The 15,531-nt window shown below is 64.6% G+C and carries 11 protein-coding genes; all 11 read left to right on the top strand.

Features of this window, described 5'->3' with window-relative positions; genetic code table 11:
* Positions 1-30 precede the first annotated feature (30 nt).
* The 11 genes from BMY53_RS18265 to BMY53_RS18315 all read left to right on the top strand — a co-directional run bounded on the left by BMY53_RS18265 (position 31) and on the right by BMY53_RS18315 (position 15,519).
* A complete protein-coding gene (locus BMY53_RS18265; protein WP_092947913.1) occupies positions 31-1,266 on the top strand; it encodes an MFS transporter in 1,236 nt (411 codons plus the stop codon).
* Positions 1,238-2,428, top strand: coding sequence for a GFA family protein (locus BMY53_RS26185; protein ID WP_218151260.1), 1,191 nt, complete (start codon positions 1,238-1,240; stop codon positions 2,426-2,428). The genes BMY53_RS18265 and BMY53_RS26185 overlap by 29 nt, the downstream gene beginning before the upstream one ends.
* A gap of 53 nt (positions 2,429-2,481) precedes the next feature.
* Complete coding sequence (locus tag BMY53_RS18275) at positions 2,482-3,606, top strand: hypothetical protein (RefSeq protein ID WP_143074131.1); 1,125 nt, start codon at positions 2,482-2,484, stop codon at positions 3,604-3,606.
* Positions 3,607-3,612: 6 nt separating this feature from the next.
* A complete protein-coding gene (locus BMY53_RS18280; RefSeq protein WP_092947915.1) occupies positions 3,613-4,890 on the top strand; it encodes a preATP grasp domain-containing protein in 1,278 nt (425 codons plus the stop codon).
* A 13-nt stretch (positions 4,891-4,903) separates the two neighbouring features.
* On the top strand, positions 4,904-8,026 hold the full coding sequence (locus tag BMY53_RS18285) for an amino acid adenylation domain-containing protein (RefSeq protein ID WP_177200938.1): 3,123 nt from the start codon (positions 4,904-4,906) through the stop codon (positions 8,024-8,026).
* A complete protein-coding gene (locus BMY53_RS18290; RefSeq protein WP_092947917.1) occupies positions 8,023-8,196 on the top strand; it encodes an MbtH family protein in 174 nt (57 codons plus the stop codon). The genes BMY53_RS18285 and BMY53_RS18290 overlap by 4 nt, the downstream gene beginning before the upstream one ends.
* A gap of 20 nt (positions 8,197-8,216) precedes the next feature.
* A complete protein-coding gene (locus tag BMY53_RS18295) occupies positions 8,217-9,506 on the top strand; it encodes a condensation domain-containing protein (RefSeq protein ID WP_177200939.1) in 1,290 nt (429 codons plus the stop codon).
* Positions 9,503-11,311: a non-ribosomal peptide synthetase gene (locus tag BMY53_RS18300; RefSeq protein WP_092947919.1), complete on the top strand. Its 1,809-nt coding sequence runs from the start codon at positions 9,503-9,505 to the stop codon at positions 11,309-11,311. The genes BMY53_RS18295 and BMY53_RS18300 overlap by 4 nt, the downstream gene beginning before the upstream one ends.
* 16 nt (positions 11,312-11,327) lie before the next feature.
* Positions 11,328-12,338, top strand: coding sequence for a radical SAM protein (locus BMY53_RS18305; RefSeq protein WP_177200940.1), 1,011 nt, complete (start codon positions 11,328-11,330; stop codon positions 12,336-12,338).
* Positions 12,339-12,356: 18 nt separating this feature from the next.
* The gene (locus BMY53_RS18310; RefSeq protein ID WP_092947921.1) at positions 12,357-13,274 is read left to right on the top strand and encodes a phytanoyl-CoA dioxygenase family protein; all 918 of its coding nucleotides are present in this window, start codon (positions 12,357-12,359) and stop codon (positions 13,272-13,274) included.
* A gap of 271 nt (positions 13,275-13,545) precedes the next feature.
* Positions 13,546-15,519 carry a hypothetical protein gene (locus BMY53_RS18315; RefSeq protein WP_092947922.1) on the top strand — a complete coding sequence of 658 codons (1,974 nt, stop codon included), beginning with the start codon at positions 13,546-13,548 and terminating at the stop codon, positions 15,517-15,519.
* Positions 15,520-15,531 lie beyond the last annotated feature (12 nt).

Consider the following 15,531-nt stretch of genomic DNA (forward strand, 5'->3'; position numbering starts at 1 on the left):
CGACCCATGAAACATCCACGCATTCCCACGATGCAACTTCCACACTACCTGCACCTGCGCGGAATTCTGGGCATACCGAATGCGACGCTTGCCTTCATGCTGACTGTCGCCCAGTTCAAGGCGGCGGCCCACTTCCCGGCCTTTGTCGGCGCGTTTCTCTTGGCCACCGTTCCCGCACTGGTGTTGATGGTGCTGGTGGGCCGGCAGCTGGATCGCTTCGACAAACGTCATGCGCTGGTGCTCATGGAATTGCTGCCCATTCCGATGTTCTTGCTGATCCTGACGCAGGGGCAGGCCAATGGTCTCTGGACCATCTCCCTGCAGATGGCGGTACTCAACATCAGCGGCACCTTCCGCTGGCTGAGCACCTCCTCGGGAATGGCCCACTGGACCGCGCATGCCTCGCTGCCCCGCTGCAATGCCATCCAGGAATTCTGGCGAACCTTCACCACCGTCATTGGCACGCTGATCGGAGGAACCCTGATCGGCGTCGTGCCAGGGAGCACAACGTTGCTTCTGATGATGGGCGTCTGCCTGTCCGTCAGTCTGTGCATGGCAGGGCTCCCACTGCTACTGAGCAGCGGCGCGACGCCAGATGGCCGGCGGCCAATGCCGTTGAACCGCACCGGCGCGGCCCGATTCATTTTCCGCGATCCGCAGCTGCGCACACTGACGCTGTTCTTCGTGTTCTTCAATGTTGCACTCGGCGCGAGCGCCGTACTGCTGACGCCCTACCTGCTGAACACGTTGGGCCCCGGGCACTACGCGTTCTATCTTGCCGCCCAAGCCTTGGGTGCGGCAGCAGCGGTACCGGTCTTCAGAATGCCGGCGTTCAAGCATCGTCCCGAGCGTGTGGTGTTCGGAGGAAGCGCCGCCTATGCCCTGGGCCTGATGCTGATGGGAACCCAGGTCCACGAAACCACGCTCCTGTCCGTCGGCGCCGTGCTGGGGCTGCTGGGCGCCTGCATCCCGGCGGCCTCCAACACCTTGTGGCAGCGCCGGACGCCGCAAGGTGACCAGGCCGCCGTGTTCTCCGTGCGCCTTGCATTGTCGCTGGCTCCCGTGCCAGTGGCAGCCCTGGTCGCCGCCGGGCTGTTGCAGACCGTGACCGGCGCGGCAGCCTCCGCCCCCCTGTCGTCCTTGTCGCAACAGATCGGCCTCGCCATCGCATGCATCGGCCTAGGCGCCATTCCTGTCTGTTTGCTCTTTGCTGCTGCATCCACGCCACCCCAGGCACATGCGGGTCAACACCAAACCAACCATTGAAGAGGGTATCGATATGTCCGCCATCCTGTCGCCCAGCGAAGACCTCGTCGGCCGCATCGAGCACAGCATCGCCGAGGAGTTCCCGTCGCACCCGTTCGAAGCCACCTTTGGGCAGGCCCAGCTGCTGAGGCTGCTGCGCGGCTTTGCCGGTATGTCGGAGGCCTTTCCATACGTGATGGCGCGTGCCTATTCCAGCCATGTTCTTGACGCCATCGCCGGGCATCAGCCTCTTGGCGCTGAGGCCGCCATCACGGCAGCGGTGGGAAGCTTCCTGTGCTGGGACGAGATGGGCGGCCATTCCCTGAGCCTTCGGGAGGGCAACGAAGGCTTGCCAAAAATCATCGAGACCCACAGGCGCACGCATTCAAGCCTGCTCCTGGCCGACCTGCATCGGCTCAGCGGCGAGACGATCAAGCCCGAATATTCACCCGCCACGCTCAAGTACCTTGCCGCCCTCGAGGCCGGGCTTGGCAGCCCGGACCCCGTCATGCGCTGCGCACACATGGTGGCGTTCGAATTCCATGCCGAACGCATCATCAGCGCGTTATGGAAGGCGGTGGGGGCTGTCTTCGACGTCGATCCCGACGACTTGCTGTATTTCCACATCCATGTCGGTGGAGACGATCCCGCCGAGAAATACCACATGGAGATGACGGCCAGGATGATCGACAAACTGGTGCCGCAGCACCAGTTGGTGCGCTTCAATGACATGGTCCGGCAAGCGTATGCGCTCAACGTGGAATGGTCCGCGGCCGTGGCCAGCACTCAAGGCGAACGCTGGATGGATGGCCAATGCCACTGCGGCGCATTGCGCTTCCGGGCGCTGATCCACGACAACGCCACGGCCTACCGGTGCAATTGCTCCATCTGCAAGGTCAACGGGTTCATCCACCTTCGTGTGCCGGAGCCGGAGTTCCAGCTGCTCAAGGGCGACGATGAGATCACGGAGTACCGTTTCAATACGATGACTGCGCGTCACATGTTCTGTCGGGTGTGTGGGGTCAAGCCGTTCTACCGCCCGAGGTCGAATCCGACCGAGTTCACCGTCAACATGAACTGCCTGACAGGTGATCTCGACGCCAGCATCCAAGTGCGGGACTTCGATGGCGTCCACTGGGAGGCCAGCATCGGCCTGCACGCGGACCTCACCGATCCGAAGTGAGCACAGCCATGGCAGGCCCTCTTGAACCCCACCGCACGGTCAGCGGTGATGCCGTGGAACGGCTGCTGGACCTCTGCTTGAGCAGCGGTGGGAGCGACCTGGGCGGCCTGATCGATCGGTTGCGCCGTACCACCGCAGGCAGCCAGCATCCCCACCACATCGCGGACGGATTGCGCCAGGGCGTGGCGTTGCTGAAGGAGCGTTCGTTCTCGGCCGAGGGATCCTGGCAGTTGCCCATCTCCAAGAAGGCGTTCCGTCGCTTGGTGAAGGAGGCTTTGTCCACACCCACCTTCAGCACTGCGTCCGGTTCGCAGGAGGCTGCCCGCCCGACATCCGCGACACCGTCCGGCCTCGAACAGGATCTCCTTGCATGGTTGCCGGCCGGAGACGGAGCCGCCCTTGCTGCTCAGGCCAGCGCTGCCGCGACATGGATCCGGTCACGCCAAACCGGACCTGATCCACTACGGCTGGCCTTCTTTGTCTGCCCGCCGATGGACTATCGGCAACTCTGGGGTCCGGCACCCGAGAGCTTCGTTCTCACCAGCGTGGAGACTGCCCTGCTGCGCCGCCACATGCGCCGTTTGCAGGACCTTCTCGCGGTGCTGGTGCGCGCTGGCGCGAAGGTGTCGTTGCTGGCCCTCGTTGGCGATACCGACGAGCGGGACTACCTCTGGCGACGCACCGGCGCACCGGTGGTACTGCGGCACGACGTCATCGCGCAACGCCGCGAGCTGTTCCGCGCGGCGCTGTACGAATTCCTGGAGGCGCGCATGGCTACAGCGGGCCTCGGCGCCTCTGTCGACATCGAGGTTCGCAACCTGTCGGCACTGATGCCCGATACGGATCCCGGCGCAGCCGATAACGACCTCCGGCAAGCATTGCGTGATGGTCTCCAGGAGGCAGAACTGGCACAGGAGATGGCCTTCATGAGGTCGCTATGGCGAGGAGACGACGCGTACTACCACGGGCTGCCGTGCCCGTCGGAGCCAGTGCTGCTTGAGGCTGTTCGCGACAAGTTCATCACTTACGCCCTGCAGGGGCGGCGGTTGCTCGACCTGGAGCCGCTGCTGCTGATTCAGACGGAACGCCCCCCGCAACTGCGCATGAACATGCTCAATGCGGCGCGGATTCACGAAGCCCAGGCGCCGCTGCTGGCCCTCCAGTTCTATCCGCAATGAATTGTCATGCCAAAGATTCTCATCATCAATGTCGGCGCCACCCACGCCTTGCGTCCAGTGCGCCAGGGCAGCGACCCACTGGCGCGCGCCACGGCCAAACATCTTTGGATGGCTGACAACGACGACGTGGTGATCTACAGCGGCACGCTGGAGAACGCCTTCATCGACTACGTGTTCGGCATCACCCGCGTGGACCGCAACCGGGTGCGTCTCGTCCAGGTGGATGGCGTACTCGACGACGCGGCACTGGACGCCTGTGATCTCGACCCTTCCACCTTGCAGGGCTATGCCATCAATGCCTGCTACATGTCGCCCGCCGTCGCCCGGCTCCAACAGCGTCTCACGCCCTCGCGGGCGTCTCAAGCCCAAACCTTCGCCGCCTCGGCCGGCGCAGACCTCTTCAACCGCAAGGCGGACTTCCGCCGGCTGGCCTCGGGCTTCGGTCTTCCCATACCGCCAGGGGAGATTCTGTTGCCCGGCGCCGACCCGGCCGCGGCGGTGCAACGCCTGCTCGGGCTGACGGGAGCGCTGATCCTGAAGTCCAATTCCGGCGCTGGCGGAGAGGGGAACTACGGCATCACGCTGGCGGCTCGGCGCATGACCGGCGTGCGGGCCTCCCGCACAGTGGCAAACCTGCGCGAAGCGCAGGACGCAGCCCGCGCGTTCACCGCCGAACTACGGGAGGACTCAGTCATCGAGGCCTATCTGCCCTCCACCGAAGAGTTCTACCTGGAGTACCTCATTGCCGGGGAGGGCGAGGTCAGCTACCTGAACAGTGGGCGCGTGCTGTACAAGGGCGGGCGCCCGGACAGCGGATGGTGCGGGCTGGAGCTTCCTTACGGGACTCGGGAACACCTGGCACAGGCACGCGAGCTCGCGGCACCGTTCATGGCCCATGCGGCTCGGATCGGCTATCGCGGCTACATCAATCTAGACGCGATCGTCACCGGTGGACAGGTGCGGTTCAACGAGACCAATGCCCGGTGGGGCGGTGGCACCGCGGGCCATGAGCTGTTCGTCCGCCTGCATGGACAGGGCCACTCCGCAGAGAAGACGCTTCGGTCCGTGCGAGACATCCCCGCCCTCCCCTTCCCTGCAGCCAGGCGCCGCCTGGAAGAAGACGGACTGCTGCTGAGTGGAGACCGCCACTGCGGGGTGGTGCTGCTCTCGGGAGGGGGACACCCGGGCGACGTGATCGAACTGCTCCTCGCCGGGAACGATCCCGTTCATGTGGATGAACTGGAAGTCCGGGTGCGCAAGGCATTCCGCGGCATCACGAACTGAAGGTGGAGCTGACATGGTGAATCACGACCTGTCCATCAATGCTTTGGGCCTGTACTTTGAGGCCTCCAAGGGACCCGCCGCTTCGGCGGCCTACAACGTCGTGCAGTGGTCGGCCCTGGCGCCAGGCCTGGGTCGCGAGCAGGTCTTCCAGGCCCTGCGATCGCTGCTGCGCCGGTACCCCGTTCTGACGGGCCGCGTGGTGGAGCACGACGAAGACATCCTGCTGCAGACGCCGGCCACCCTGGACGACATGTCATTCGCGGCCTGGTTGAGCGCAGAGAGGGGTGCGGTGGATCAGGTGGCCCGGCGGATGGCGAGCGAGCCAATGGACCATGACCAGACGCTGTTCCAGGCGACCGTGGTTCTATCCGGTCAGGGCGAGGCCTGTGGCATCGTCCTCAAGGCGGCCCACCTGATCGTGGATGCCACCTCGTTCGGCCTCATCCAGCAGGCACTGGCCGGCTACCTGGCGGTCATACGTGAAGGCGGCCTCCCCGGCGCAGAAGAAGCTGTCCTCAACGAGCGACCGCCGGTGGCAGAAGATGACGGACAGGCGGAAGCCGCGCTCGATGCACACGCGCGGACGGTCGCGATGACGCTGGCCGACATTCCCTCGGCATTGCCCGTGTGCACGCAGGGCCGACCGCTTCCCACCGATTGGGGCCGGGCCGAGACACGCCGCGTCGTGATCAAGTCCTTGCCGACCATCGAATTGTCTGCAAGGGAAACCATGGGGCCGCCTTCGCCCAGCTTGCTGGCATTGACGATCCTGCAGATGGCCATTGCCGCGCAGACGTCGGCACCGGCGTTCGGGGTCGCGCTGACCGTGACCACCCGGCGGCAGGCCACCGAGCATGCGGTGGGATGCCTGGTCAACCAGATCATTCTTCCCACCCGTATCGACCCCGAAGCCTCGCTGGGCGACTGGCTGTCGGCCACACACGAGGCTCTGATGGCAGCGGTGGACGACCGCCATGTACCGTTCGCCTATGTCTCCCGGCAACTGCGGGGCCGGCCGCCTGCCAAGGGCCATTTCACCCAGTTCGCCTTCGGTTATCACGTCGCCGACGAGGGCTGGCACACCGCCGTCGCCAGAGCGAAGTACGACTTCAAGTTCGATTGCATCCAGCGCAATGGCCACGTCGAATGTCTCTTCACCTTCGATACCGATAGCCTGACCGCAGGCTTCGTGGATGGTCTCGTGGCCCGCCTGCAAGCCTTGCTCGGGCGGGAGCGCTACCGCTCCGATGAGGCCGTTGCTTCGATCATTCCGCTGGTGCGCGAAGCATGCGGCACCGGCCCCTTCGACATTCACCCGCTGGAGCGCATTCGACGGCGAGCGCAAAGCTCCCCACAGGCGGTGGCCGTGGAATGGGAAGCGGGCCAGTTGACTTATGCCGGGTTGTGGGCCGCTGCCGTCGAGATGGCAGCGCGGATCCATGGGCATGGTGTGCCCACCGGCGGCAAAGTCGGCGTACGCATTCCGCGCGGCCCAATAACCGTGGTGGCGCCCCTCGCAGCCCTGCTGGCCAAGGTCATTTATGTCCCGGTCGACCACCGCGACAGCACCGATCGCGCGGCACGGATCTACGCCGCTGCAGGTGTGACGCTGGAACTGTCTGACGAGACAATGACCGCCCTGCCCGGCATCCGGCGCGACTGCAGGAGCATGCAGCCGCTGGCGCAAAGCCCGGAGGCACCAGCGCAGGCCTCTACAGCGGAGGCCGACACACCGGCCTACGTGCTCTTCACCTCCGGATCTACCGGGCAGCCCAAAGGCGTTGTCCTCACCCATGGCAACCTGGCCAACTTCGTCGCATGGACTCAGGACGAGTTCAGCGCCGAGGAGTTCGAACGCGTCCTGTTCGCTACATCGGTGTCCTTCGACCTGTCGATCTTCGAGATCTTCGCCACGCTCGCCAGCGGTGGAACGCTCGTGGTGGTGGATGACGTGACCGCCGTTATGGGCGCCGCGCAGCGGCTGGACATCACCCTGATCAACACCATTCCTTCCGCCGCCGCCCAGTTGCTGGACGGCCTCGTGGCGTTCCCAAGGCTGAGGGCCATCAACCTGGCGGGCGAACCGTTGCCCCGCCCGCTGGCGGATCGTCTGCTGGCTGCATTGCCAGGCGTTCGCCTTCGAAACCTTTACGGACCGACCGAAACCACCACCTACAGCACCTGCGGACGCTGGACCGGCGAGCGGGAGGTGATCGACGCAGGGCGGCCCATCCGCAAGACCGTACTGCGTGTGCTGGATGAACAAGGTGCCGAGCTTCCGGCCGGGGTCACGGGGGAAATTCATATCACCGGGGCTGGCGTGGCGCTGGGTTATCTGAATGTCCCCAGCGGGCCCCACAACGGCTTCCGGCCCGACCCCTATGGCCCTGCTGGCAGCCGGATGTACCGGACTGGCGACCTCGGACACCTGGACGATCAGGGGCGCCTGGTCTGCCAGGGTCGGGCGGATCGGCAAATAAAGATCAATGGATTCCGTCTGGAACTGGACGGCATCGAGCAGGTGATGAGCGCGTGCCCACACATCCGGGAGGCCGTGGCAACGGTTGTGTCACTGGGCGGGTTGCCCCAATTGCAGATGCATTTCACCGGCGACGCCCAGTCCCTGGCGCAAATCCAGGACTTTGCAGCCAGGGTGCTGCCGTGGTACGGCCGACCGCATCGGTGGGTGCATGTCCCAGACATGCCCAGATTGGGCAACGGCAAGGTTGACCGGCATGCGCTGGCAGCCGCCTCTCACCAGAGCAGCCTGACTGTGCCAGTGGTGGAAGAAGTGGTGGAAGCCGTGTGCGGGCCTGTCGAAGAATCCCAGGACGACGCTGTCACGGCGCTCATTCTCGACGCCTGGCGCCGGGTCTTCGACCGCACGGACATCGACCGGAACGCCAACTTCTTTGGTGAAGGCGGTCACTCGCTCATGGCAGTGAAGCTGATCAATCACATCCGCCAGGCAGGTTATCCCGGCTTGACGGTTCGAACCTTGTTCGCCCATCCCACTGTCCACACCCTGGCGCTCCATCTCAGCACGGCCGCCCCCATGCCCATCGCCAGTGCCCGCGCTGGCGCAGCCGCCAACTTCCCGCCACGCGCCCACAACCCCGCCAAGGCCTCCCGATGAACCAGTACCTCGCAGTTGTCAATCATTTGGGCCAGTACTCGGTCTGGCCGTCTCATCTACCGGTGCCCGCAGGATGGCGCGAGGTATTTGGTCCGGCCGATCAGGAGCATGTGCTCGACTACATCGAAACGGTGTGGACGAACATCGTGCCCGTTGCTACCCAACGTTGAACCGCCCAAGACCGATGACCATGCTCAGTCCGGCCTCCGCGATCCAGACGGCGATGTGGGTGGAGTCGCTTGAGGGAGACGATCCCTCGCTCTACAACGTCACCGCAGGATGGTTCTTCGAATCCGCCATTGACGTGCAGCGGCTGCGGCAGGCCTTCACCGAGCTTGTGCGGAATCATTCCATCCTCACGAGCCGATTCGTGATCGAGAGCGGCTGTCTGTGCTTCGAATCCACGGATGCTGCTGCCATGGGTGCCGAGACCGACCTGGTCAGGACGGAGGAACACGCGGGGCCTCTGTCACTGCGCAGCGCCCAGGACTGGGTGCAGACCTGCTCGGCCCATCCGTTCGACCTGGAGACGGGGCCGCTGGTCCGCCTGCACATCAGGTCATCGAGCGGTGCCGTCGCCGTTGCACTTGCGGCCCATCACCTGGTCGTCGATGCCGTGTCCTTCGAACATCTCGTTCGGGAGCTGGGGCAGCGGCATGCCGGCAAACACGCAGGCATGGCCTTCGATCCAGTGCCGGGTTATGGCGTGTTCGTGGAGGCACAGCAGCGCTTTCTCCAAGGTCATGCGGCCCAGGAGGCAAGGGCCTACTGGAGCGAGTATCTGGCACCGCTGGCAAGCATCGAGCGCCGCGCGCCCTTCGGGCGTTGGCGCGAGCAACAGCCGCTGCAGGAGCGCCGGCAGTTGGCCCCTGCAGAACTCAATCGCCTGCTCCGGCTGTCCGCCCAATTGCACTGCACGCCGTTCCAGATCCTGAGTGTGGTCCTGGCCGGATGCATCGGTGAGGCGGCTGCGCTTTCGCTCGTTTGTATCGGCTATCCCATCAGCCTTCGAGAGCCTGCCACCGCGGCGGTGATCGGGCCGGTGCTCAACACGCTGCCGCTGCTGGTCCGCACCGGCGCAGGCAATGGCGAGCGAGCTGCGCTCATCCAGGCCGCGCGGGACGACCTCCTTATGGCGCTGGAGCATGTGCAACTGCCTTTTAGCGAGCTCACCAAAGCCTTCTTCGTGGCTCATCAACAACCCGCCCGGGACCTGGTGGCTGGCGTGGTGTCCTTTGTAGTCCGGGCCTCCTCCGACGGCGTCAATCCAGCGCTTGACGGTCAAGGCGCCGTGAATATTTCGCCCCTTCCCGTGTCGCCGAAATTTCCGGTCTCTCTGCATGTCGTCCGGCAGGGGAGCGACATGCTGATCGAGCTGGAGTCCGTGCCGTTGGGCCGGACCCAGGCGCCACTCACCGCCCGGCGCTTGATGGAAGCGCTAGCGGATCTGCTGGACGAGTGCCTGCTGGAGACCTCATGACGTCAACCCCTTCTCACTTGTCGATTCCCGGCATGGTGGCGCTTGTTGCCGAGAATCGGCCCGCCACCATTGCCGTCCGCACCCCGGACCGTGACTGGCGCTACGACCTGCTCTGGCATCTCTCAGGCGCCATGGCGGCCCGCTTCCCCGACACCATGCCGTTGTGTCCGGTGGCATTCACCGCTCGCCGTGGCATCGGCGCGGTGGTGACGATGCTGGCCTGCCTGCGTGCGGGCCGCGCCTATGTCCCGATATCGTCCTCGCTCGGTGCTGCAGCCCGGTCTGTAGCCCTTGACGCGATTGGCCACTGTGTTGATTTGACGGGCTCAGACCTCGACGCGGAAGTCGAGGCACTGGCCGCAGGTACGCCGGACCCGCTGGATTCCCGGCCCAGCTCGGCCAAAGACGACTCGCCTGTCCAACGACAAGACCTGCGTCATCAACGGCCTGCCTATGTCATGCTTACCTCTGGAAGCACCGGCATTCCGAAACCCGTTTGCGTCTCCCAGACCTCGGTACTCAATCTGGTGCTGGCCATGAGCCGACTGATTCCGGAGCAGAACCTCCGGGTGCTGCACGCCGCGCCGCTGCCGTTTGACGCTTCCACCTTCGAACTTTGGTTCAGCCTTTGCAACGGCCATACCCTGCTGTGCGTGCCGGAGCGGGACACCCTGGACTATGTCGGACTGGTGCATTTCCTCCAACACCATCGGCCCGACTGCGCCTGGCTCACATCGGCCCTGTTGGATGCCATCACCGCGCATGACGGCCATAGCCTGGCCAGCCTACGCTGCCTGCTCACCGGCGGCGACGTCGTATCGGGCCCGACGCTGGAGCGCCTGCGCCAGCTTTCGCCAGGTCTGCGCATCTTCAATGGCTACGGCCCCACTGAATGCACCACCTTTGCTTCGATCTACGAGGTGCCGAGCCGGTTGCCCACCAGCGATGTACCGATCGGCTTCCCGTTGGACAACACCGACGTGATGGTTCTGGACACACAACTGCAACCTCTGCCCGCCCATGTCATTGGCGACCTCTATGTTGCTGGCGAAGGGCTGGCCTATGGTTATCTGGGCAGCGCCCGACAGACCGCCACAAGCTTCATTGCCAACCCCCACGGACCAGCCGGCGCGCGAATGTATCGAACGGGGGACCTGGGCTTTCGTGATGAGGCGGGGCGCCTGCACTTCGGCGGCCGCCGTGACCGGCAGATCAAACTCAACGGCCATCGTATCGAGCTTGACGAAGTGGAAAGCGTCTTGGCTGCCACACCGGGCGTCCGAGGCGTCGCCGCCTTTACGCTGAGACAAGGGGATAAGGTCACCGCCATCGTGGCGGCTATTGCTGGCGATGCGGCGGCTCTGGCGCAGGCGCAGTCACGGTGCTACCAGCAGTTGCCGGCGTATGCCGTCCCATCACGCTGGCGGGTTGTTGAGCAACTACCGCTCACCACCAACGGCAAGCTCGACCGTGCCGCCGTCGAACGTTCACTGGCCGAGGTTCAGCTGCCAGATTCTTCCCCAACTGCCTCTGCTGATGCACGGGCAGTCCCACACGCGGCGAACGACGCGCATCCGCAGACGCAGGCCGTCCGCGCCATCTGGCGCCAGGAACTCGGCGCGGATTGCGACCCCGCGAAAAGTTTCTACGCCGCCGGTGGGGACTCCATCACCGCCGTCAAGGTGGCCGCAGCCGTGCGCCGCCAATTGGGCATTCGTGTCTCCCAACGAGATGTCACGGGTGCAGGCGATCTCGATTCCTTTGTCGATCTGTGCATTCGTCAACTGTTGGAAAAGGCGCATTGACGCCTACCGGGAGCATATGAAGAACTTCGAACCTCATCTGGGGCGGGTCATCTGGGACCTGACCTATGCCTGCCCGCTACGCTGCATTCACTGCTACTCAGAGTCCGGCCGCCGGAAGTCCGAGGTGCTGGATGAAGCGGTGGCCCTGCGTCTGGCTCGCAAGCTGGCCGACGCCGGCCCCGACCGGGTCTCCTTTGGGGGAGGGGAACCGCTCATGGCGAAGTGGTGGAAGGGTGCCGCTGACGTGTTTCGCAACAGCGGCATCCGGATCGCCGTGTTTACAGGTGGCTGGCTGCTGGAGCCCGACCTGGCCGTGGAACTGGTCACGTCGGTGGACAACGTTTCAATCAGCATCGACGGCCCCAACGCGGCGGTTCACGACATCATCCGTGGCCGCAATGGGTCGTTCGAGCGCGCCATGCGCGCCGTGGCGCTGTTGTTGGAGGCTCGCGAGAAGTCGGGCGCACGCTGCGAGATCGCTGTTGAATACACCGCCACCCGCACGGCGCTGGCGGGGTTGGAGGAGTTCCTGGGAAGCCTCATCCGGAGATTCCCCTCCCTGAACTACATCCGCGTGGGGGCCGTGATTCCGGAAGGACTCGCCGCAGAACCAAAGTTCTGCGAGGTGCACCTGCTGCGGGAGGAGGAGTTCGACCAACTCCAGCGCATCTGCGAAAGCGTTGCCCGCCAGCACACTGATTTTTCACCGCGCGTCGAGTTCACCGATGTCCGCGAATTTCTCCCATCAGCCGAAACGCCCGCAGAGGACGCCGAAGGCGTGATCCTGCATCTGGAGCCCTCCGGCCAGGTGCGGGCCATGACCAATTACGAGGCCAAGGTCGGCGACGCGCTGACCACCCCCATTGCGGAGCTCACGCAACGGATCTGGAAATGGCGGCTGGATGAGGACATCCGTGAACGCTTCCGTCAGGTGCAAAGCTTCTCGAAGTGGGCCGAGATCACGCGTGGCATCGATCTGGATCACGGCAGCGAAGCCGACCGGATCCGAATTCTCAAACGCCGCTGAATGAAAGAGGGAGTGGATATGCCTGATCTTGACAAGGCCATCAAGGCCGCCAGGAAAGAATATGACGTGAATGGCTTTGCCATTCTTCGCAACGTACTGGACTCCGAGCTCATCCAGGAGGCCAGTGCCCATGTGCAGTGGCTCCAGAATCGCTACCCGGACCTGCGGCCCGAGCACTTTCACCATCCGCTCATGCGCGATGACGCGTTCTGGGTCAGGCTGGTGACAGACAGTCGGCTCATGAAGATCGCCACCGCGTTCCTGGGTGACGACGTGGCCTGCTTTACCTCACACTACATCTGCAAGCCGCCCGGCGATGGCCAGGCCGTCCTGTGGCACCAGGATGCAGCCTACTGGAGCCTGCAGCCGATGAACGCCCTGACCATCTGGGTGGCCATCGACGATGCCACGCCAGAAAATGGCTGCCTTCAGATGATCCCGGGCAGCTTCCGGCGGGGTATCGAGCCACTCGTCATGCGAGACGATGTGCCCAACATGCTGCATTCCTCGGTCCCGCAGGAGGCCGCCGATGAATCCGCCGCCGTGAGCCTGGTGCTAAACGCAGGGGATGTGTCCATCCACCATCCCAACATCATCCACGGTTCCGGGCCCAACACGTCGGCGCAGCGCCGCTGCGGGCTGGACATCGGCTACATCCCCGTCACCACGCAAATCGGCCGCACAGGGCTGTACCTGAACCCACTGCTGGTGGCCGGCGAGGACATCCACCAGGTCAACCCGTATCGGCCGTGGCCGATGTATTCGTCGGAGAGCTCCATGGAATTTCGCGGTAGCGCGGAGTGGAACACCCGCGCAGAGGCAATGAATGCCCAGCAGGTTGGCGCTGGCAGCGCACGGGCACAGAAGGATGTGCGTCAGTTGACCCAGGACATGATGGACCGCCTCATGGAAGGCACGACCAAGCAAGCGCGATAAGGGCTGGCTTGGTCGGGGCCATCGGGAACGCCATGGCTCGTGACGTGATGGAGAGAACGCGAACATGAATAATGCAATGCAGGAAGCGGGACAGGGGCGCTTACAGGCGCTGCGGGTTCAGGGACTTCCTGTCCTGGTCCAGGCCCAGCCCGCCTCGGGCGAATCCGCTGGGCGCCGGTACGCATTTCGTCATCTGGGGCGCGCAGGCGGCAGTCGGCCCTGGCGGGTCTCGCCTCCTGCCGACCGCCGGGTGCTGATATGCGGCAGTTGCGTGCCTGCGCCGCTGGCCGATCGGCTGGCGAGCGCGTCAGGCCGTGATCTGCTGCGCATCGAACCGGAGGCGATGGCCGAGCACCTGCGGGCCATGGGTGCCACGCTGGACAGCGTGCTGGTCATGGGTCTTCAGGACCGCCTGCCTGCAGCCCTGCTGCAGGGCGTCTTGTCAGCGGGCGATGCCGCCCACGTGAGCGTCGGCCTGATGTTGGGGGCCGACCTCGCGCAACTGACTCGCCTTGTCGAAGGCCATGAACGTCGTACCCTTATCCCGCCCCAGCCGGGATCAGACCCGTCGCCCCCCGACCTGGTCTCCAGCTTCAGCCTGTCCGTGGTGGATCGCTTCGCATCCGATGGCTGCGAGACTTTCGCTTTCGAGGAAGGTGAATCGCTGCTGCCCCAACCGCGCACCATCGTGGCCCTGGCCGGTTTTGGAAAACCCATCGACATGCTGATCGGGCCCATGCTGAAGCTGTGCGGCAAGCTGGGCAACGGCCGCTATGAAGGCGACGTGGTGGCGCCCCATACCTGCCAGGTTTGCCAACACTGTCCGGCCGATCCAGACGGCAGCAAGACCTCGGTGTCAGTGTCGGATCTCGGCGCCGAGGTACTGTACCTGGCCGCGTGTTCAACCGCTTCGCCCGGCAGCAGCGTGTTCAGGCGCGATCTGCAACTGCTCAATGCCGCCATCGAGGCTGGCACATCAGCGTGCATCGCCATCGCGCGGTCCGGTGCGGCCTGGCCCAACGACCCCCTGCTGGTTCGTTCCCTGCTACGCAGCGGCGTCACCACTGGTGAGACGGTGTCCATCATGAACGCCATTCATCAGGCCAAGGGGGCCAGCGAGGCAGGCCATGCCTTGTTTGGTGACCCGGACTTGCAACTCGCAGAGGCCGAATCGCCTGTCGCTTGCTGGTTGCGCTGGACCGATGGCGGGACCCATGACGGTCAGGGGCCGACGACGGTGCTGCGAACCCCCGCCCTGGTGCTCTCGCTGGCCGGCGCACCCTCGCTGGAAACGAACCGGCTGCAGTGCTTGCGCAGTGATGGAAGCGCCGACATGACGGACGCAATCCTGATGGAGCGCTTCCAGTGGGATGGAGAGCCCCATGTACTGATCGTGTTTCCGGATCGGTTGGTGCAGACCTTGAGCGCAGTTGGTTTCCGAATGGTGGCAGACGGAGCGGTCAACCCATCGGCCCCTGACGATGACGCCCACGATCCGTTCCAGGCCATGCCCGCGCTCAATGCCTTGCGCCTCGCCCTGCTATCCAGGCGCCGCGAAACCGCCGGTGCCGCGCTGATGCACTTCATGGATGCGAGCACCCATGCGGCGTTGGCCTGCTCCGAGCGGCTCGGCGGCAGGGTGGACTGGTCGGATACGGCTCTTCTGGAGAAGGTGCGCTCGCTACAGGTGGCAACCGTGACGGCGTGCGCAACGGCCGTGCCGACCCAGCTCTCGCAGGTACTTACCCACTGGCGCCGCTTTCGTGGCCAATGCCATGACAGCGAACCCTGCCCGAACTGCGGCACGGGCATGACAGACACCCTCACTACGGACGGCATGCTGACCGCGCTGCGACAGCGTATTACCCGCGACTGCCGGCGCTGTACCTACACCGCCTTCGTATCTCCGGAACTGGACCGGCAACTATCGCTGCAGCACCGATGGGTCAGCCGTACGGAAGAGGCTGATCAGGTGCTCTACAAATGCGAGGTGGTGCTTTCGCATCGCAGGGGGAAGGGTCTGGCACTCACGCTCGCTCCGGTGGTTGATGCTGGCATCCCCTGGTCAGGCATGACCGTGCAGGCGCCGCCCGAGAGCCGCGTACTGCTCGCACACGCTAGCGCGGTATGGCCGGTGACCCTGAGTGTCCCTCGGGACCAGCCCGGCGGGCTCTTGTATATGGGCCTCTTCTTCCTCGGCAACCTGGACTTCGGCGCCGTACGCGTGCCATTGATCCATCAATGAACCGGAGAGTTC

Source organism: Roseateles sp. YR242 (genome assembly GCF_900109745.1).
GTDB lineage: Bacteria > Pseudomonadota > Gammaproteobacteria > Burkholderiales > Burkholderiaceae_C > Roseateles.